Below are 20,668 nucleotides of genomic sequence, written 5' to 3'. Positions count from 1 at the left end.
AAGATAAAAATGAAAAATATATTAATATTACTCGGAATGATTCTGGGAATAGGAGTATTTGCAATGAGTTGTGGAGATTCAAAAAAAATAAAATCCACCGAAACCAAAAGAGAAAATGAGACCATTATGGACAGTAAAAATGTAAAAGAAGTTTATTTTGCAGGCGGGTGTTTCTGGGGAACAGAGCATTTTTTTCAACAAATTCGTGGCGTTGTAGGAACTGAAGTTGGCTACGCAAACGGGAATGTTAAAAATCCGACGTATGAGCAGGTGGTAAGCCATACGACAGGTTTTGCTGAAACGGTAAAAGTGAAATATGATCCTGAACAGGTTGATCTTAGGCTGCTGATTAATTTATATTTTAAAACAATTGATCCTACAAGTTTAAACCAACAGGGAAATGACCGGGGAGATCAGTACAGGACAGGGATTTATTCTACAGATAAAAATACAGAGGCGATTGTAAAAGAGGAAGTTGCGAAATTATCTAAGAATTTCAGCAAGCCGGTTGTAGTAGAAACAATTCCGTTGAAAAACTTCTATAAAGCGGAAGATTACCATCAGGATTATCTCGGCAAAAATCCGGGAGGTTACTGTCATATTGAGCCGGGCCTTTTTGAAATGGCTAAAAATGCCAACCCGCTTCCCAAAGCAAAATACCAGAAGCAGGATAAAAAAGTTTTGAAAGAAAAACTAACCGCAGAACAATATAAGGTAACCCAGGAAAATGCAACGGAAAGGCCTTTCCAGAATGAATACTGGGACGAAACGCGTGAAGGAATCTATGTAGATGTTACCACCGGAGAACCATTGTTTATTTCAACCGATAAGTTTGAATCCGGTTGCGGATGGCCAAGCTTTTCAAAACCGATTACCAAAAAACTGATCGATGAGAAAATGGACAAATCTGCCGGAATGGTAAGGGTGGAAGTAAGAAGTAAAACAGGAGACGCTCACCTTGGACATGTTTTCACAGACGGTCCTGCAGATAAAGGAGGACTTCGCTACTGTATCAACAGTGCTTCGCTGAAGTTTATCCCAAAAGCTGACATGGAGAAAAAAGGCTACGGAGATTATATTCCGTTGTTAGATAAAAAGTAATATGAATGAGAGACCGCTGTGAGGCGGTCTTTTTTTGCTTAGACTAAAATATAAAAACTTCTCCCGCAGATTTTGCGGATGACACAGGTGTTTGTGTTTTTATTGACTAAACCTATAAGGTTTAATTATTGTGTAATCAATAACGAAGACATGCCTCAAAATAAAAGACCTTTTAGTAATGAATTTGAAATCTTTCTTTAATGCTGAGCATTGAGATATTCATTAGAAATAAAAATCCGAATATGATATAAAACGATTGTTTGGGAAGTTGAATAAGCTGCGATTCAAATGTTTGAAATCCTTTTAGCCACGCATTGTTCGGTTGGTAATTAGCAAAAAGTCCTGTACCGCATCGTATAAATGAAGAATCATCCAGTATCTGAATATTCGAACCAACATAATCATGGGTAACAAAAAAGTGCCATGTTTTTTCCACATCCAGAGTGTAGCTGAATTGTCCTGCAAGCTCTACATCATTAAGTAATGCAACCAGATCATTATAAGTATTGCGGTCATCCAGAATAAATTCAATCCCTGAATTTTTCTCATTTCTCTTCTGCAAATTCTTAATTTCAGCAACGTAAAGCTTTGTGTTTTTCTTTGCTTGATTTGGAGCTACGTTTATTTTTTTATAATTCCAGTTTCTGTAAGGCTCAAAACTTAAAAAGTATGGCTTCTCTCCAGCTTTTGTTTTTGCTGGAAGCCAGATATCCATAACATTAAAATTCACCTCCTCAAACTTCCGGTTGCCATAATACCAGAACAACAGCGGAATAATAATAGCGCTGATCAGTCCCGGAAAGTAATAGATCTTTTTCATGCTAGTATTTTCTTTGGATCTGAAGGTTTTCTTTAATGCTGAACATGGAGATATTCAGAAACACTAAAAAACCGAAAATGATATAATAAGCCTGTTTTGGTAAATAGAGTAGATATTTAAACTTTTCAATCCCTTTATAATGATCATCTAGCCTGTAAAAAATAGTAGCATCTCTGGTTCCGCAGTCCATTCTATGGATTTTTTCAACCCCATTTGGGTCTTTATAAAAATGGAGCGCAAAAAAATGATTGGTTTTATCCATATCAACTCCATAACTATCCTGGTCTGCAAGTTTCATAGCGTCTATTAAAGCAATAAAATCCTGATAATTATTATGGTCATCAATGATAAACTCAATGCCTGTTTCTTTTTGATTCCTTTCCTGTAGTTTTTTTAACTCAGAAATATAATATTTTTGGTTTTGAAGAGCCGTATTGGATTTTACAACAATTTGTTTATAATTCCAGTTTCTATAGGGCTCAAATGTATTGTCGATTTCAGGATTAAATATATGTTTGGCAGGAAGTCCTAAATCTACAACTGTATATTGGGGTTGTACCCTCTGGCTTCCATAATACCAGAACAACACTGGAATTAATACAGCGCTGATCAGTCCCGGTAAATAGTATATTTTTTTCACTCCTGTCCTTTTGATAAAATTAATAAAAAATTGATTATCTGGATGATTATCCCTGACTTTTAATACTGTCCAAATAAAAAGTGATCCCAAAGGACCACTTAATTTTTAAATCATTTAAATCAATTCAATCTTTAAATCTCATACACCTACCAATCCCTCTTTCTCAGGATCCAGTAAGACCCAAAAATAAAGATTACAGACCAAATGATACACGCTATCATACTTTCCGTAGGATAATGAGCATCATATTTTACTCCCATAACTTTCAGCATATTCAGTCGCATTAAAGGATTAGGAATCAGGTTTGACATGCTTTCCAATGGTAAAAGACTGGTGATGAAAAAATCATTCTCAAGGACTGCTTTTCTTTGTTCTTCCGGTATTCCTGTTAATTTCTGATAGGCTTCAATACCCGCCAAAATCTTCTCAACCACCCAGTAGGCGAAGAAACCAAGGAATACAAACATAGATTTTCTCAGCAATATCGAAAGGAACATCAGGAAAGAGAAAAATGTAAACAGTTTTACAAAATAATTCCCGATATAATAAACTTCCGCATAAACTTTTGAAGCATCCGTTACCTTAGAATACTGATGTCCCAAAAACATCGCAATGATAAATACAATCAGGGTGGAAACCGTTGTAAAAATAGTAATCGTTAAAAGCTTTGATCCTATAAATTCTTTCCTGCTTAATCCATCGATAGTATTTTGTTTAAACATTCTGTTGGTAAATTCCTGAGAGATCGAAAAAACAATAATCAGCCCAAGGAAAATCTTTAATAAAGCGACTATCCATGTAGTGAAATTCCAGATCTCCGGAAAATTGTAAATGCCCTGCTCTTTTAAATTAACGGTTCCTCCGAAAATATTCAGATCCACCAGCCCGATGAAAAGAAGAGCAATCAGAATGGCAAAATATAAGATCGTGAAAACCTTGAACGGTTTGTAGTTCAGGTTTTTATAATATTCTAGTTTTAATAGTTTAAGCATGGGTATTCGTGTTTTTTACAAGTTCAAGGAATTGAGACTCCAAAGACAGTTTTTTCTTAGTTAAATGAGACAGATAGATGCCCTTTTCGGCAAGCTTCTGATTCAAAGTTGAAGCAGATATGGATGCATCATCACGAATCTGAGCCTTGATGATCTCTCCGTCAGCTTTCACGGCACTGAACCACTGTAAGTCCTCTAAAGCGGTTAAAAGCAGTGTATTGTTGTCAGCCTTTAATTCAAAATATCCGTTATTAGCTGTTATTTCATCCACCCGGCCGCAATAAATGGAATTTCCTTCCTTCAAAACAATAACATGGCTGCATATTTTTTCAATTTCGTCCAGAAGATGGCTGGCAATGATAATAGTGATACCCTGCTTGGCAATTTTGCTGATGATATCCCTGATCTGGATAATTCCCTCAGGATCCAGTCCGTTGGTAGGTTCGTCAAGAATCATCACCTCCGGATTGTTCAGCATGGCTGAGGCTATGGAGAGACGCTGTTTCATCCCTAAAGAATACGTTTTAAAAGCATCTTTTTTCCTTTCCAATAGGCCCACGGTTTTCAGGACTTCATCAATTCTTGCGTGAGGGGTTCCTTTGATTTCAGCGACGATCTTCAGATTCGTTTCAGCATCCAGATACGGATAAAAATTAGGCTGTTCTATAATAGCTCCAATTTTCTTTAGCGTATCCGGATCCGTTCCTTTCTGCCCAAACCAATACCAATCTCCGCTGGTTGGGTTGATCGTAGACAACAACATTCCGAATGTCGTGGATTTTCCGCTTCCGTTGGGGCCTAATAACCCATAAACATTTCCCCTTTCTACGTCGAAGGAGATATTGTTGACAACAGTTCTTTTGAATTTTTTGGTTAAATTCTTTACTGACAAAATTTTTTCCATGTAATTTGTTTTACATAGTAGTAGTCTATATAATTAAGAGATTGTTACAACACTATAATATTTTTAAGATCGAGTTGTGTAAGCAATACTGAAATTTAATGTAACAAGATTTACAGGCTCATTGTTGTATGGATGTAACTATTTTTATGGAATACAGACCTATTGAGGAAACCATCACATCAAAAAACAGAACTATGAAAACCATGAAATGGATAAAAAGACTGCTAATGGCCCTGCTTTTAGTCGTCATCCTGTTATTAATTACCGGATTTATTTTTGAAAGAATATCCCGTTCAATTGCTGAAAAAATCCAGCCGGACGGTCAGTTTGCAGAAATTGAAAATCATAAGATGCATTATCTGATGGAGGGAGTAGGCGGGCCAACAGTAGTTTTCGAAACAGCCTTCGATCCCGCTGGTCATCTGCAGTGGTACCATATCCAGAAAAATCTTCCCAAAAACTATACTACATTTTCCTATGACAGATCCGGGATTCTGTGGAGTGAGAGAGGCACAAATCCTAAAACAGGCGAAAAAATAGCAGAAGAGCTTCATACGCTGCTCGAAAAATCAAAAGCCCCGAAACCTTATATCCTTGTCGGGCACTCTTTTGGAGGGATGCTTACCCGTTTTTTCGTACAAAAATACCCGGCGGATGTGGCAGGAGTGATATTGGTAGACAGCCAGTATCCGGCTGATGAAAAATATCTTTCGCCTGAGATGCATAAAATGGTTAATCAGGGACTTCCGGGCGGTATATTAAAATTTGCCAATAGCTTTGGAGCAGCAAGACTTATGTTTGAAAACATGTTTCCAGCCGGGCCTCAGTATGCGTATCAAAATACTCTAATGCCTGCGCTGCTTTACAAAAGCGCCGATGCTACTCTGGAAGAACAGGATCATATGAAATCTATTAAAACAGAAGCTGCCGCCATCAACTCGTTTGGCTCCATTCCTTTATATGTGATTACAGCGGGAGATAAGACGAGATATGATAGCTTTATTAAAAATCAGAAATTGAAAAATGAAATGCTTGAAGCGTGGGATAAAATGCAAAAAGATTTGCTGAATTTATCTACCAACAGTAAGCAGATTATTATACCTAAAAGTGGACACTATATTAATCAGGACCAGCCGAAGATGATAGAAGAGGCTGTAAACGATATGGTTAAAAAAGTTTCGGTTAAGTAAAATGGTTCCTACTTTTTTTATTTTTTTCTTCCCAACATCGGTGTGGGCTCGTGTTAAACTTTAAGATATTTTCAATAGATTTTTAAGATTAAAATATTAAATTTGATAGAATTAATCGGTAGTTTATGAAGTTAATTGAGTTAGCTAAAGAGCTTAATATTTCAGCAGAAGCCATCAAACAGTTTATTCAGGATTTTGATCTTGAGCTGGGGGTCTGCATCAGTACAAACTTTGAAGTGAAGAAAGATTTCGAAAGGTTTGTCCGTGAGAACCTGGATTTTTTAAAGCTCTATGAAAAAGATCTGGACAAAAATAAAACCCTGGAACAGATCGCTGAAGTGATCCATCAGCCTAAAGAAAAAATTGAAGAAGCGATTAAAGAAGGAAATCCCAATATTTTTGATAATGGTTTTTTCCGTTCATCAATCTCAAGTTATGGCATAGATAATAAGCTTGGTGGCAATTATCAGTTCGTCTATGATTATTTCGGACAGAAAACAACCCTCCAACACAGAGATTTTATAGGATACAGAGACTTATTCTTTTATATATCGGCCGTTTTAGAGCCATTCTTAAATCCCCAGCAGATCAAAGACTGGGGAATTCACAAACCCGCGGGAATTATTCTGTACGGACCTCCCGGAAGCGGGAAAATATTCTGGGCAACCAAAATCGCCGAGATTATCGGATATCAATTTAAAGAAGTCAAAAAACATTATTTAGGAACCTCTTTCGTAGACGGGAATAAAACCAACTTTAATGATTTTCTTCTTACGATGATGAAAGAAGAAAAAGTTCTGCTTTTTCTTGACGATTTTGATGAGATCATGATGGAAAGAAGAGCGGAAATGGATATTGCTTCCTGTAATCTGGAAACTCAGGAGCTGATCTTACATTATATCGGGAAGTTTGAAAAAGAAGAACTGCTGATGGTAGGTTCCGCCAATTCTGTTTCGGAGATTGACGAAGAAATTCTTGCTCCGGGAAGATTTGATGTAATGATTCCTATATTTCCACCCAATGCTGCAGAGCGGTCAGAGATTATTCTATATGCGATGACCAGAGAGCTTGAAGAAGATTCCCTTCTGTATAAAATTCTTAAAAATAACAAAGCCGATAAAGTTCCGTTCTGGCATGAGATCTCATCTAAAATGAAGGCATTCAGCAATACCATGCTCATTGATTTTACACAGAGTCTGAAGAAGCGTCTTAAAAACAGATATCAGCAGACCAAAAATGAAAATCTTAAGATCGATCAGAAACTTTTGGAGGCTGCACTGAGAGATGCTGCCGGAAAGCTGACTGGAGAATACCTGGATCAGGTAGCAAGATTCCTGGCAGATACTATTATTAACAATTTCGACGAATTTAAATTCAGGATTCAGGCCCTGAAAAAAGAGCTGGATACCTATAAGGCCGTTGAAGAACCAAGAAGAGCAATTGGATTTCAGCATAATGGAGAAGAAGGACATGATGGAGCAAAAGGGTAATGCGGGTTTCGGGTTTGAGGGTTTTAGTGTAGGAGAGTTTGAGAGTAATAGTATTTTTGAGGGCTTTCGGATACAGGATGTCCAAAACGTTCTTAATTTTAATCTTATCCTCAGTCTAAAATCTGATATCTAAAATCTGGACTATCTCTATCGTTAATACATTAATACTTTTTACATTTTACAAAAAAATGAATAGCATCTGGGAACTGGAAACCTTTTACAGAAAAAGAGATATCGTCATCATCGGATCAGGATTTTCTGGGCTTTGGACTGCTGTATCCATTAAGGAAAAATATCCTGAAAAATCGGTATTAATTATTGAAAGAAGTACAGTTCCGCTGGGAGCTTCAACCCGGAATGCCGGTTTTGCATGCTTTGGAAGTTTGACAGAAGTGATTGCCGATTCTCAGAAAATGGGCTGGCAAAAAACACTGGAACTTGTGAAGATGAGGTTTGAAGGTCTGCAGAAAATCAAAAGATATTTTAACAGTGATGAAATAGATTTTGAATTGAACGGAGGTTATGAAATTTTAAATAATGCTGAACCTTTAGAACATTTAGATACCGTTAATGAAAAGCTGAAAACAATTACCGGTCTTGATCAGACTTATTTCCTGAATCAGGAAAAAATCAAGGAATTCGGTCTGGGGAAATCTGAATTTCTGGTTGAAAATCCTTGCGAAGGAAGCCTTCATTCCGGAAAATTACTGCAGAAGCTTTTAGAAAAATGTTATGAACTGAAAGTCGAATTTCTTTTTGGAACAGAAGTGAAAAGCATCAATGAAAATACAGGAGAAATCGAGATCCGTCTCTCGGAAGATCTTTCTGTAAAGGCTGAGCAGATTATTTACTGTACGAATGCTTTCAGTTCAAAGTTTCTTGAAAAAGAGGAAATTATTCCTGCTCGGGGACAGATTCTTTTAACCGAGCCAATAGATAGGTTAAAGCTTGGAGGAACATTCCATTATGATGAAGGATTTTATTACTTCAGAAACCTTGGAAACAGGATTCTCTTAGGCGGCGGCCGGAATCAGGATTTTCAAACCGAAGAAACAACAGCTTTTGAAACCACAGAGTTTCTGCAGAAGCACTTGGAAACCTTTTTAAAAGAAGTTATTTTACCAGAGCAAGACTTTAAGATTGCCCTTCGCTGGTCAGGAATCATGGCCATGGGTTCAGAAAAAACTCCCATCGTAAAACAGCTTTCTGAAAGGCAGTTCTGTGCCGTAAGACTATCAGGAATGGGAGTCGCACTGGCTCCGAAGATAGGGGAGATGGTGGCCGGAATGATTTGATGGAAGTTGGGAGGTTTATCAATGGTGAATTTTGCTGCCCAAGTGAATGGTCAATGGATTGATTGTGAATTAAAAAATGATACTAATCCAATAATAATACTAAACATGTATCCCTTGTACTCCAAATTCATACTCAGAAAATCTCCCACACTGGAACTACCAAACACTTCTCAACTCACAAAAGAATTCCGTATTTTTGCATAAAATAAAAAATTCGTGATCAACAACGACCAGATAAAAGAAGTTCAGTCTAGAATTACAGACTTATATAAATACCTTCAGATCGAAAAAAAGAAGATAGAAATAGCGAATGATGATGAAAAAACTGCTGCTCCGGAATTTTGGGACAGTCCAAAAGAAGCCGAAGTCTTTCTGAAGCAGCTCCGTTCCAAAAAAAGATGGGTAGAGGATTATCAAGAGATCAGTACCCAGTTTGAAGATCTGCAGGTACTGGCAGAATTTGCCAAAGAAGATCCCGATTCCGAAAAAGAGCTGGATGAAACATTTCCACAGCTTGTAGAAAAAATAGAAGACCTTGAATTTAAAAATATGCTTTCCAATGAAGGAGATGAGCTTTCTGCCGTTCTTCAGATCACGGCAGGAGCCGGTGGTACAGAAAGTTGTGACTGGGCTTCGATGCTGATGAGAATGTATACTATGTGGGCCGAAAAACAGGGCTACAAAATCCGTGAACTTAACTATCAGGAAGGGGAAGTAGCCGGAGTGAAAACCGTTACGCTGGAAATTGATGGTGAATATGCCTTCGGATATCTGAAAGGCGAGAACGGTGTACACAGACTGGTAAGAATTTCACCTTTCGACAGCAATGCAAAACGCCATACAAGTTTCGTTTCAGTATATGTTTACCCTTTAGTAGACGATACCATCGAAATCAACATTAATCCTGCAGATATTTCATTTGAAACCATGAGATCTTCCGGAGCCGGAGGACAGAACGTAAACAAGGTAGAAACTGCCGTACGTCTTCGCCACGCACCGACAGGAATTATCATTGAAAACTCCGAGTCTCGTTCCCAGCTTCAAAATAAAGAAAAAGCCATGCAGCTCCTTCGTTCAAGACTATATGAAATGGAGCTTGAGGCACGTATGAAGGCAAGAAACGAGATAGAGGCCAATAAAATGAAAATAGAGTGGGGGAGCCAGATCAGAAACTATGTGATGCATCCGTATAAGCTGGTGAAAGATGTTCGTTCCGGTCATGAAACTTCAGATGTGGATTCCGTCATGAACGGAAATCTTACGCCATTCCTGAAAGCCTTCCTGATGGCTGATGGTACCGCTGTTTCAGACGATGATATGGACTTGTAAAATATCATATCCTTATTTTAGTTAAAATCTTATAATTAATTTTTGTTTAAGACTTTTTACGCTTACTTTTGTTGTTAATCGTTATATATGGAAGATTTCAATAGCTGGAGAGATTTAATGAACCCCGAGTTTTATATCAAAATGGGTGGGTTCTGGCTTATTTTATTTATTGTTTTTGCTGAAACAGGTCTTTTTGTAGGATTTTTCCTGCCCGGAGATTCATTACTGTTCGTATCAGGAATTTATGCCGTTGAAATCATCAAAGAGACTTTTGGCTCCACAGGGAGCGATTTTCTGGACACAACGATTCTGGCTTCCTGTGTAGCACTTGCTGCAATTATAGGAAACGAAATTGGATACTATTTTGGAGTGAAAACAGGTCCCGCTTTATATAAAAAACAGGATACCCTGCTGTTTAAAAAGAAATATCTTTACCAAGCCCACGACTTTTTTGAAAAGCACGGAGCGTTGGCGATCATCATGGCCAGATTTTTACCGGTGGTAAGAACCTTTACTCCCATTGTTGCAGGTATTGTGAAAATGGACAAAAAAGAATTTTTGAGAGATAACGTTATCGGGGCAATTCTTTGGTCATTTATCCTCATTTTTGCCGGACATTACCTAGACAAGCTTTTCCAGGAGCAGTTCGGAATCAATCTAAAAGAGAAGCTGGAACTGATTATTATTATCATCGTTCTGGTAACAACACTTCCGGTAATTATCAAGTTTGTTTTTGGTAAGAAGGAAGATTTCTCTAAATACGAAGATAAAGATTCTGAATAAGAATACAGAAAATATAGATAACCTGCTTTTCGCAGGTTATTTTTTTATCCATTCCAGAATATTCGGATAGATAATGCTGTCTCTTTTTATTTTGCTGAAAAACCTCGGAACATGGCCCGTTTTTTCCATAAAGATGAGTTTGTGTGGTACATTCTGTTGGGTAAGTGCAGAATCCATGGCCAGCCCCTGATGCTGATTCACCAGAAAGTCATTATTCCCCTGGAACAATAATGTGGGAACGTTGGATATGTTGGCGATAGGGCTCGCCTCTTTAAAAGCTTCAGATATATTCTTACGGTCAAATTTTGTTCCTACCACTTTCTGAAAAGTGGGTGAAGCATATTTTGAATAAAATGAACTCAGGTATTCCGGGCTGTAAAAATCTGTCGGGCCGCTCATGGAAATGATCTTTTTAATCTGTTCAGGATGTTTGTATCCGTATAGCAGGGCAAGGTGTCCGCCGGCACTTTCTCCCAGAAGAATATAATTGTCTGGCTGAAGCTCTGCTTTTTCCGCAAGAGAATTAAACTTTTCAATCGCAGAGCCAATATCTTCCAGCTGCTGCTTATATGTGATATTTTTCCGTTTTGATACCAGCCTGTAATTCATATTGATACTCGGGATCTTATACTCAAAAAGAATTTTCTGGATCTTGATCATATGTTCCTTTTTTCCGAGAGTCCAGGCACCGCCATGTATGATAAGAACTACCGGGGCATCTTCTGCATAATCCAATGGAAGGAAAACATCCATTTTCTGCCTTTTATGCTCACCGTATTTTAAATTATATATTTTCTGTTGCCCGCCGGTACCTACCCAGACCCTGAATTTTGTATTGCATGACTGCAGCACGAAACTAAGACATCCTACAACAAAAAAATGGTATCTGAGAACGAGCTTTTTCATAAGATAAAATTAGGCAAAATGTAGATGAAAACCGAAGATAAAAACGTGATTTTTATGATTTTGGTTAATGATTTTGTGCCTCCTTTTTAGTTAGTTTTCATTGGTTGCCAATATATGAGAATGTATAAAAATAATGACCTCGGGGAATATTTCTTATTTCAATAATTACGATATCCTTATTGGCATAAAGACCAAAATCTAGTTTAAATCTAGTATTATAGGGGTGGAATTCAGCTTTCTGCTTATTCCCGCGATAATAATATACCATTACATTTCTTGTTGGTTCAGAAGCTTGCGGAAATTTTTCTATAAAATTATAATAGCCTTCCTGTTTGTAATCATTTAAGAGAACATTATTAATTGGCATTCTTCCAAAGTCATAAGTGGGAAAAAGATTTTTTTTTAGTTTTTTGGCAACATAATCAAACGTTTCTTTTGTCCAGAAAAGCTGGTCGAGAAATAAACTTTTACTGAATCCTAAAGCAGACATCGAAGCACAGTTGCTTATGTTATCATTGATAAAAGTACTGGTATGTATACTTACCGATATATTGTTTTTGGGGAATAATTCTTTTGGAATATTGTTGAATATGACCATTCTCAACGCTTCAAACTTTTCTTTTTCCAGGGTATGTTTTTGTTTAAATTCTTTTAAAATATTATCCTCCTTTTCAAAAAACTCTTTACAATGATCCGAAGCGCAACCATTACCCTCAGGAACACCGGGAGCCACAGGACAGGCATCGTCTTTATCCGGGATACCATCGCCATCAGTATCCGGCCATGGACAACCGTTGTTTTCAGCATCACCTTTTTCGTTGACACATCCATCTTCCTTATCAATAACACCGTCAGCATCCTGATCTGGCCACGGGCAGAATTTAATTTCTGAGAAACCACTTTCTTTCGGAAATTTGTCCAGATAAAAGATAATACCGTCCTGATCTTCATCCGAAAGGCAGGTCTTTTTAGAATATTGTTTTTTACATTTCCTGAACTCTTCTTTATTCTTTATTTCCTGAGAATATAAGCAGAGTGCTGAAAGCAGTAAAAATATAAAATATCGTTTCATTTTTTAATCCAGATCTGTTTATTGTTTCTCTCCTGTTTTCATTTTCTGCCAGTATTCTTAATATAATGATTACAGTGCATGGTATTTTATTTTTTAAACAGGGTAAAAGTAAGCAGAGTTTTGTTCAGATAAATACATCATCATCAGAAATATTTAAAATTAATATCCAGAAACAAATAAAAACAGATTATAATAATTATTTTTGCTCGACTTAACATATATTAAAAAAACATTAAAATAATATGGCATCTGGTTTTTTTGCAATTTTAGATGATATTGCTGCGCTGATGGATGATGTGGCGGTTACAAGTAAAATAGCTACACAGAAAACAGCAGGTATCCTTGGAGATGATCTGGCTGTGAATGCAGAGAAAGCTACAGGTTTCCTTTCTTCACGGGAAATTCCGGTTTTGTGGGCAATTACAAAAGGCTCATTCATCAACAAATTGATCATTCTGCCTGTTGTATTCTTACTCAATTGGCTGTATGCTCCGGCAATTAATTACGTATTGATTCTGGGAGCATTATATTTGGCTTTTGAAGGTGTTGAAAAAATTATAGAGTTTCTTTTTCATCGTGAAAAGGAAGGTCATGAAGTAGTGGAGGAAATTGTTGAAGATGAAAAAAGTGACGAAGAGATAGAAAAAACAAAAATAAAATCGGCAATTACTACAGATTTTATTTTATCAATTGAGATTGTTATTATTGCTTTGGGAACAGTTTTGGAAGAAAGTCACCCATTTATTACACAGATTTTGGTAACGAGTTTGGTAGCATTTATTGCAACTGTAGGCGTTTACGGAATTGTTGCTTTGATCGTAAGAATGGATGATGCAGGATTTAAGTTAATCAAAAAAAGTAATGATAAAGGATTCTTCGGAAAGCTTGGGCACTTTTTAGTGAAAGCTTTACCGGTTGTTATTAAATCTTTGGGAGTTATCGGTACCATTGCCTTAATTATGGTAGCCGGTGGTATTTTTGCACACCGAATAGAATTCCTTCATCATGTTTTACCTTCCTGGTCTTCTAATGATTTTCTGACCATTTTAAAAGAAATCATTCTGGGTCTTATAGGGGGACTAGGAGCTGTGGCTATTTTTACGGCAGGGAAGAAGATCTATTCACTGACAGTTAAGAAATAATTGATTACAAATATATAGCAACAAAAAACTCAGCAGTACATTACTGCTGAGTTTTTTTGTATTTAAATAAAAAAGGTTATAAGACCTCTCTATATTAATTGAATAAATCTTTCACTTTATCAAAAAAAGTTTTTTCCTTGCCGGAAGGTTCTGCAACCATTTCTCCGCTTGACATCTGCTTTTCAAAGAAATCTTTCTGGTCCTTTGTCAGTTTTTGTGGCGTCCATACGTTAATGTGGATGAACATATCACCTTTTCCATAGCTGTCGATGCTTGGAAGGCCTTTTCCTGCTAATCTGAGGATCTTTCCGGATTGAGTACCCGGATCAACGGTAATTTTCACTTTACCGCCTACCGTAGGCACCTCTTTTTTAGTTCCTAAAGCTGCCTCTGCAAATGAAACATATAGTTCCTGGTGAAGATTATCTCCCTCTCTCTTAATTGTTTTATCTACTTCCTCTTCAATAATCACCAACAGGTCTCCGGGAATTCCACCGAAAGGCGCGTCATTTCCTTTTCCTCTTACATTAAGCTGAATACCGTCTCTTGCACCTGCCGGAATATTGATGGAAATTTCTTCCTCATCCTTAATCAGTCCTTGTGCATTAGCTCCAGCAGGGATTTTATCTGCTACTTTCCCGATTCCCTGACACGTACTACAGGTAGTCTGCGTCTGCATTTGCCCGAACATTGTGTTCATTACCTTGAGCTGCACACCGGAACCGTTACAGGTCGGACATACTTTTGAAGTAGCACCTTCCGCCATCTTCATTTTTTTTACTTTGATGGTTTTTTGTGTTCCGTTCACCATTTCTTCAAGGCTCAGCTTGATTCTGATTCTTAAATTAGATCCCTTCACCTGCTGGCGTCCTCCGCCATTTCCACCAAAGCCTCCGAAGCCTCCACCGAAAATATCTCCAAACTGGCTGAAAATATCCTCCATATTCATACCTCCTCCGAAGCCTCCGCCTCCGAAACCGCCATTACCACCCACTCCGGCATGGCCGAACTGGTCATATCTGGCACGCTTCTGCTCATCGCTCAGTACTTCATAGGCCTCTGCAGCTTCCTTAAATTTATCCTCAGCCTCTTTATCTCCTGGATTTTTATCCGGGTGATATTTGATGGCCATTTTTCGGTATGCTTTCTTTATCTCGTCAGCTGATGCAGATTTACTGATCTCAAGAACTTCGTAATAATCTCTTTTTGACATGTTGATTATAATTGATTACTGATAAATGATAACTGATGCCTATTGCATATGACCTAAAGCCTGCTGCCAATCAATTATCTATCACCATTTATCATTTATTTTAATATTAGTTTCCTGTTACTACTTTTGCAAAACGGATTACTTTATCACTTAAAGTATATCCTGTTTCAATAACATCTACGATTTTGCCTTTCAGCTCTTCAGATGGAGCAGGAATCTGGGTAATGGCTTCATGGAAGTCAACATTGAACGTATCACCTGCATTTACTTCCATAGCTTTCAGGCCTTTTTCAGTAAGTTTGTTTTTAAACTTCTGATAGATCAGCTCTACACCCTGAAGATCAGATGGATTTCCGTTTTTAGCAATTTCTTTTAAAGCTCTTTCGAAGTCATCCAAAACACCCAGCATAGAAACCATCATATCCTGATTGGCATATTGGAAGAATTCCATCTTCTCTTTAGTTGTTCTTTTTTTATAATTTTCGAATTCAGCGTACAATCTGATATAACGGTCTTTTTCTTCTGCCAAAAGTTCCTCTGCAGAAGGAGCTGCTGTCACATTGTCTCCAGATACCGCTTCGTCCTGAATGTTGTTTACTTCCTGATTATTGATGCTTTCTTCGTTAATATCCTGATTTTCCATAATTCAATATTTATTTAAAGAGTTGATTGACAAAGAACCTGCCAAATATAAAAAATGGACATTAAGGCAGAAAATGGAGAAGCTGATTGTTTGTGAATGGTCAATTTTGCTACGCAAGTTAATGGTCAATTACCGGTATGGTAAGAATTCACAATTCACCATTAACGATTCACGTTTCGCTTTCCATGTTTCACTTTTCTATCCGGTAAACGTTTGGTACAGCAAATACAGATTGAGAATGATAATGATAATAGAAATAAGCCAAACAGATATTTTTAAAAAAGGCTTATTCACAAATTCTCCCATTTTGATTTTGTCATTGGTAAACATAACCAGGGGAACTACCGCAAAACTCAGCTGCATAGATAAAATTACCTGACTTAAAACCAATAAATCTGTTGTTCCCTGTTCACCATAAATAATTGCTACAATTAAAGCCGGAATAACAGCAATAAGTCTTGTGATCAGTCTTCTTAGCCATGGTTTTAACCGGATATTTAAGAATCCTTCCATAACAATCTGCCCTGCAAGAGTTCCGGTTAAGGTGGAGTTCTGCCCTGAAGCCAGTAAAGCAATGGCAAAGGCAATACTTGCCATAGAAGCCCCTAAGATGGGAGTTAGCATTTTGTATGCATCATGAATGTCAGCCACATTCTTATTTCCTGTAGTATGGAAGGTTGCAGCAGCCAGAATAAGTATGGCAGCATTGATAAAAAAAGCCAGCATCAATGAAACGGTACTGTCCAGTGTAGCAAATTTTATAGCCTCTTTTTTTCCTTCCCTGTCTCTCGGATAGTCTCTTGTCTGAACGATACTGCTATGCAGGTATAAATTATGGGGCATGACGGTCGCTCCCAGAATCCCTATAGCGATATAGAGCATAGCCGGATTCTGAATAATTTCCTTTTGAGGAATCAGTCCCCCAAGGATCTCATTGAAAGCCGGTTGTGAAATTACAATTTCATAAATGAAGCAGGCGAGAATGATAAAAATGAGTCCGCCCACAATACTTTCTATCCACCGGAAACCTTTAGCCTGAAGTAGAAGAATGATCAAAACATCCACCGTAGTGATCACGATTCCCCAGGTAAGAGGAATATGAAACAGGAGATTTAATGCGATGGCAGAACCAATTACTTCGGCGAGATCACAGGCGGCGATAGCGATTTCACAAAACACCCACAGAATAAAATTAGTTGTGGGATTGAAGTGATCACGACAGGCCTGAGCGAGATCCCTTTCGGCAACAACCCCTAATTTTATAGATAAATGCTGTAAAACCATTGCGAAAATATTTGAAATAAGAATCACAGAAAGCAGGGTATACCCGAACTGAGCACCTCCGGCAATATCAGTAGCCCAGTTTCCCGGGTCCATATATCCAACGGCAATCATTAGCCCTGGACCGGCAAACGCCAGATACTTTCTCCAAAACGGAGCATTACGTGGAACTTTTATAGAGGAATAGACCTCAGAGAGGGAATGCGATGTTTTATCTTTACGCCAAGCGCTATTTAATTTGAAATTCATAAATGTTAGAAATGACTAACAAATTTAATTAAATAAATATAAATACAAAAGTAAGGGAATAGAAAAATCCCGAAAACTAATTTTCGGGATTCTATTTTAAAGATTCTAAAAATCTATTTTGCAAATCTTACAGACATTTTTCTGTCTGCAGCTCTTTCTGCATCAGAAGCTGTAGCATCTACTGTGGCAAATTTACTTCCGTAACCTTCAGCTCCTAAAACCTGAGCACCAACTCCTGCTTTTCCTAAAGCATTTTTGATGAAATCAGCTCTGGATTGAGATAATTTTACGTTGGAAGCTTCATTTCCTGTTTTATCAGTATATCCTCCGATTTTGATTTTTGCATCCGGGAATGCTTTCAAAATCGCTACTAAATTATCAAGCTGTCCTTGAGAACCTGCTTCCAATTCAGTAGAACTTCCCATTTTGAAGTTTACATGGTCAAAATCATACCACTTATCTTTCAATGCTGCATCATCAGCTGCATTTTTATAATCACCCGACTTAAGGAAAGTGATCATCTGATCTTCCATACCTCCTTTGTAACCTTTCAGCATTACACCATTAAGATCAATGTTTTCATCTGTTCTGGTTGTTGTTGCCGTTGTTGCAGAAGTATCACCAGAAGCAATGGTAGCCGCAGTATCAGTGGTTGATCCTGTAGAATCTGCTACTGTGGTAGTTGTGGTTGTTTCTTTCTTCTCACACTGCTTCCAAATAAAATAAGCTGCAGCAATTAAAAGTAAAAGCGGAAGCAACCATTTCCAGATTGAACCTCCGCCTTCATTATTATTTCTGTCAGGATTGGTTCCTTCAGATGTAGTACTTCTTGTAACTTCTATTTTAGGCTCTTCACTGGTTGTAGGTCTGATAGCATCATTATCATTATCAAATTTATATCCTTTTGCCCAATCGCCCATATTCAGAGATGCCAGGGAAAGTCCTGCCGGTAAAAGTGAAGAAATAATTCCTTTTTGTTCTCCTAACAGGTTTGAAATACCTGATTTGCCTAAATTATTATCAGCAGCATATTTTCCGATAGTACCTACTGTAGCTCCTGTTACTAAATTTAGCAGTGAACTGGAAGAATTATTGCTGATTCCTGCATAAGTAGCAATAGCATTCACTATACCGCCAATTTTGTCTCCAAAAATAGAGGTCAATAAGTTGGAAATTATAGGGCTATTGGACGCACCACCTATTAAATTTCCTAAAATTCCGCTTGAAGAGGCATTGGTAATTGCATCCAAAACTCCCGGGTTATCAGAATTATTGGCTAATCCTCCTACAACTGCAGGAAGCAATCCTCCAATTGCTTTTGAAATACCGGATTCACTTTCTCCAAACTGAGAAGCTGCTTGCGAAATTAAAGCGGGACCTAACTGTCCTTTAATTAAATCAATGACATTTAAAGACATAATAAATTATTTTTTTAGATTAATGTTGCATAAATTTAAACAAAAATCTGTCCAAAAGTCACTTTTTTTTGAATATTTATTTAATTTCCAGCATTTTTTTTGGAAATCAGCAAAAATTATTAGTAAGCTTTTGCGAATAATACACGTCTCTTAGACGGTTTCCCGCTTATCAGAGAAATACCTTCTTCAGTGTCATCATCTAAAGGAATACATCTGATAGTAGCCTTCGTTTCATCCTTGATCTGTTCCTCTTCTTCAGCAGTTCCGTCCCAGTGCGCATAAATGAAGCCTCCCTTTTCTTCAAGAACTTTTTTGAAATCTTCGTAACTGTCAACTCTTGTAATGTTGTCTTTTCTGAAATTTAATGCTTTTTCATAAAGATCTTTCTGGATAGTTTGTAATAACTCCTGAATATAAGTATCAATTCCTTCAATAGAACGGCTTTCTTTAGTGAGATTATCTCTTCTTGCAATTTCCACAGATTTGTTTTCCAAATCTTTAGGCCCTAAAGCTATTCGTACAGGAACACCTTTTAATTCATATTCAGCAAACTTCCATCCCGGCTTGTTATGCGTATCATCATCAAATTTAACAGAGATGCCCTTTATTTTTAACTTAGCCACGATATCAAGTGCCACTTCGCTGATTTGAGCCAATTGCTCTTCTCCTTTGAAGATAGGAACAATAACTACCTGAATTGGAGCCAGGGTAGGAGGAAGTACCAATCCAAAATCATCAGAATGGGTCATAATCAAAGCTCCCATTAAACGGGTGGAAGTTCCCCAAGAAGTGGCCCATGCATGTTCAATCTTACCTTCCTTATTGGTGAATTTTACATCAAAAGCTTTTGCAAAATTCTGGCCTAAGAAATGAGATGTTCCTGCCTGTAGTGCTTTTCCGTCCTGCATCAATGCTTCGATACAGTAGGTTTCGTCAGCTCCTGCAAATCTTTCAGACGGCGTTTTTAATCCTTTAATAACAGGCATTGCCATGAATTTTTCTGCAAAATCTGCATATACATCATTCATCTTTTCAGCTTCTTCCACAGCTTCATCTTTGGTAGCATGTGCCGTATGCCCTTCCTGCCACAGGAATTCTGCTGTTCTTAAGAACAGACGGGTTCTCATTTCCCAACGGACAACGTTGGCCCATTGGTTGATCAGGATCGGAAGGTCTCTGTAAGACTGGATCCAGTTTTTGTATGTATTCCAGATAATGGCTTCAGAAGTAGGACGTACGATAAGTTCTTCTTCTAATTTAGCATCCGGATCTACAATAAGTTTGTGTGGATTGTCCGGATCAGTTTTCAATCTATAATGGGTAACTACTGCACATTCTTTAGCAAAACCTTCTGCATTTTTTTCTTCTGCCTCAAACAGACTTTTGGGCACGAAAAGCGGAAAATAAGCATTAACGTGACCTGTTTCTTTGAATCTTTTATCCATTTCATCACGCATTTTTTCCCAGATTGCATAGCCGTATGGTTTTATCACCATGCATCCTCGCACTCCAGAGTTTTCAGCTAAGTCAGCTTTTACCACCAACTCATTATACCATTTGCTGTAATCTTCGCTTCTTGAGGTTAATTTTGCCATTATTTTTTTAAAATTTTTTTAACTTTTGTACATTATTGTAATCTAAAAATAAAAATCTATTTTTGATAGATTTTTTTACCAGTGTTTTGGTACATTTTTGGTACAGATTGCAAATATAATTTAAATTAAAAATCTTTACGTTATCATGAAAAGAAATATACATAAAAATTTGCTCGGTATGTTAAAATCCAAAGGGATCTTAGCAATATCAGGTGGATTGCTGCTTGTGTCCTGTGGTGCCCAGATGGGTGGATACACGGAGACCGATGGGGTATACTATGACCCCAATAAAGATACGCTGCCAGAAGGGGTGATCATTAATGATGGCGGTAACAGGGTAGGAGAAAATTATGATTATTACCAAGAGTCTAATGTGATCCAGAATGCACAGGCAAATTCCAGAGAGCAGGACAACAGATATAGCACATGGAGTGATAGTAACTGGAACACGAACGCGACCGATTCAGATTGGGGTACATTTGCCGGGTCTCAGACCAACTACTATGATAATTCCTGGGGCTCTCCTTGGGGATGGTATGGTGGTTTCGGCCCTTTTTGGGGGATGAATCGCGGCTGGGGCTGGGGTATGAATATGTCCTGGGGCT

Annotated in this window: 18 protein-coding genes and 1 pseudogene; 8 read left to right on the top strand and 11 right to left on the bottom strand. The window is 37.6% G+C overall.

Translation table 11 applies throughout. The features are described 5' to 3' along the window. Window positions 1–9 precede the first annotated feature (9 nt). Entirely contained in the window at window positions 10–1,101 is a 1,092-nt protein-coding gene (msrB, locus tag DRF60_RS16825) for a peptide-methionine (R)-S-oxide reductase MsrB (protein ID WP_116013487.1), read from the top strand. 172 nt (window positions 1,102–1,273) lie between these two features. Here msrB and DRF60_RS16820 read toward each other — a convergent pair whose 3' ends face one another. From DRF60_RS16820 to DRF60_RS16805, 4 genes are all read right to left on the bottom strand, one after another. Further along, window positions 1,274–1,921 carry a hypothetical protein gene (locus DRF60_RS16820; protein ID WP_116013366.1) on the bottom strand — a complete coding sequence of 216 codons (648 nt, stop codon included), beginning with the start codon at window positions 1,919–1,921 and terminating at the stop codon, window positions 1,274–1,276. Between the two features lies 1 nt (window position 1,922). Continuing rightward, window positions 1,923–2,561: a hypothetical protein gene (locus DRF60_RS16815; RefSeq protein ID WP_116013484.1), complete on the bottom strand. Its 639-nt coding sequence runs from the start codon at window positions 2,559–2,561 to the stop codon at window positions 1,923–1,925. A gap of 146 nt (window positions 2,562–2,707) precedes the next feature. Further along, window positions 2,708–3,553 carry an ABC transporter permease gene (locus tag DRF60_RS16810; RefSeq protein WP_116013363.1) on the bottom strand — a complete coding sequence of 282 codons (846 nt, stop codon included), beginning with the start codon at window positions 3,551–3,553 and terminating at the stop codon, window positions 2,708–2,710. Continuing rightward, entirely contained in the window at window positions 3,546–4,457 is a 912-nt protein-coding gene (locus DRF60_RS16805; protein WP_116013360.1) for an ABC transporter ATP-binding protein, read from the bottom strand. The genes DRF60_RS16810 and DRF60_RS16805 overlap by 8 nt, the downstream gene beginning before the upstream one ends. Before the next feature lie 128 nt (window positions 4,458–4,585). Between DRF60_RS16805 and DRF60_RS16800 the strand changes: the two genes are divergently transcribed. The 5 genes from DRF60_RS16800 to DRF60_RS16775 all read left to right on the top strand — a co-directional run bounded on the left by DRF60_RS16800 (window position 4,586) and on the right by DRF60_RS16775 (window position 10,544). Beyond that, a complete protein-coding gene (locus DRF60_RS16800) occupies window positions 4,586–5,647 on the top strand; it encodes an alpha/beta fold hydrolase (RefSeq protein WP_116013357.1) in 1,062 nt (353 codons plus the stop codon). Window positions 5,648–5,772: 125 nt separating this feature from the next. Further along, window positions 5,773–7,137 carry an ATP-binding protein gene (locus DRF60_RS16795; protein ID WP_116013354.1) on the top strand — a complete coding sequence of 455 codons (1,365 nt, stop codon included), beginning with the start codon at window positions 5,773–5,775 and terminating at the stop codon, window positions 7,135–7,137. A gap of 188 nt (window positions 7,138–7,325) precedes the next feature. After that, the gene (locus tag DRF60_RS16790) at window positions 7,326–8,432 is read left to right on the top strand and encodes an NAD(P)/FAD-dependent oxidoreductase (protein WP_116013351.1); all 1,107 of its coding nucleotides are present in this window, start codon (window positions 7,326–7,328) and stop codon (window positions 8,430–8,432) included. 216 nt (window positions 8,433–8,648) lie between these two features. Next, window positions 8,649–9,761, top strand: a complete 1,113-nt coding sequence (prfB, locus tag DRF60_RS16780; RefSeq protein ID WP_116013346.1) for a peptide chain release factor 2 — start codon at window positions 8,649–8,651, stop codon at window positions 9,759–9,761. A gap of 87 nt (window positions 9,762–9,848) precedes the next feature. Continuing rightward, window positions 9,849–10,544, top strand: a complete 696-nt coding sequence (locus DRF60_RS16775) for a DedA family protein (RefSeq protein WP_116013344.1) — start codon at window positions 9,849–9,851, stop codon at window positions 10,542–10,544. Between the two features lie 36 nt (window positions 10,545–10,580). Here DRF60_RS16775 and DRF60_RS16770 read toward each other — a convergent pair whose 3' ends face one another. Both DRF60_RS16770 and DRF60_RS21905 read right to left on the bottom strand, forming a co-directional pair. After that, on the bottom strand, window positions 10,581–11,450 hold the full coding sequence (locus DRF60_RS16770) for an alpha/beta hydrolase (RefSeq protein WP_116013341.1): 870 nt from the start codon (window positions 11,448–11,450) through the stop codon (window positions 10,581–10,583). Between the two features lie 97 nt (window positions 11,451–11,547). After that, a complete protein-coding gene (locus DRF60_RS21905) occupies window positions 11,548–12,522 on the bottom strand; it encodes a hypothetical protein (protein ID WP_394337468.1) in 975 nt (324 codons plus the stop codon). 242 nt (window positions 12,523–12,764) lie between these two features. Between DRF60_RS21905 and DRF60_RS16760 the strand changes: the two genes are divergently transcribed. After that, window positions 12,765–13,664: a DUF808 domain-containing protein gene (locus tag DRF60_RS16760; protein WP_116013338.1), complete on the top strand. Its 900-nt coding sequence runs from the start codon at window positions 12,765–12,767 to the stop codon at window positions 13,662–13,664. Between the two features lie 94 nt (window positions 13,665–13,758). Here DRF60_RS16760 and dnaJ read toward each other — a convergent pair whose 3' ends face one another. The 5 genes from dnaJ to proS form a co-directional block, all read right to left on the bottom strand. Next, window positions 13,759–14,877, bottom strand: a complete 1,119-nt coding sequence (dnaJ, locus tag DRF60_RS16755) for a molecular chaperone DnaJ (protein ID WP_116013335.1) — start codon at window positions 14,875–14,877, stop codon at window positions 13,759–13,761. A gap of 106 nt (window positions 14,878–14,983) precedes the next feature. Beyond that, entirely contained in the window at window positions 14,984–15,520 is a 537-nt protein-coding gene (locus DRF60_RS16750) for a nucleotide exchange factor GrpE (RefSeq protein WP_116013332.1), read from the bottom strand. Window positions 15,521–15,718: 198 nt separating this feature from the next. Next, on the bottom strand, window positions 15,719–17,050 hold the full coding sequence (locus DRF60_RS16745; protein WP_116013329.1) for an Nramp family divalent metal transporter: 1,332 nt from the start codon (window positions 17,048–17,050) through the stop codon (window positions 15,719–15,721). Window positions 17,051–17,163: 113 nt separating this feature from the next. Continuing rightward, complete coding sequence (locus DRF60_RS16740; RefSeq protein ID WP_116013327.1) at window positions 17,164–18,468, bottom strand: OmpA family protein; 1,305 nt, start codon at window positions 18,466–18,468, stop codon at window positions 17,164–17,166. Between the two features lie 119 nt (window positions 18,469–18,587). Beyond that, window positions 18,588–20,063: a proline--tRNA ligase gene (gene proS, locus DRF60_RS16735; RefSeq protein ID WP_116013324.1), complete on the bottom strand. Its 1,476-nt coding sequence runs from the start codon at window positions 20,061–20,063 to the stop codon at window positions 18,588–18,590. A gap of 178 nt (window positions 20,064–20,241) precedes the next feature. Between proS and DRF60_RS16730 the strand changes: the two are divergent. Next, window positions 20,242–20,668 (top strand): annotated as a pseudogene (locus tag DRF60_RS16730) (prolyl-tRNA synthetase); the annotation flags it as partial.

The organism is Chryseobacterium elymi (assembly GCF_003385495.1).
Classification (GTDB): Bacteria; Bacteroidota; Bacteroidia; order Flavobacteriales; family Weeksellaceae; genus Chryseobacterium; species Chryseobacterium elymi.
The sequence above is the reverse complement of the archived record's forward strand: the minus strand, read 5'-3'. Positions and strand labels throughout refer to the sequence as shown.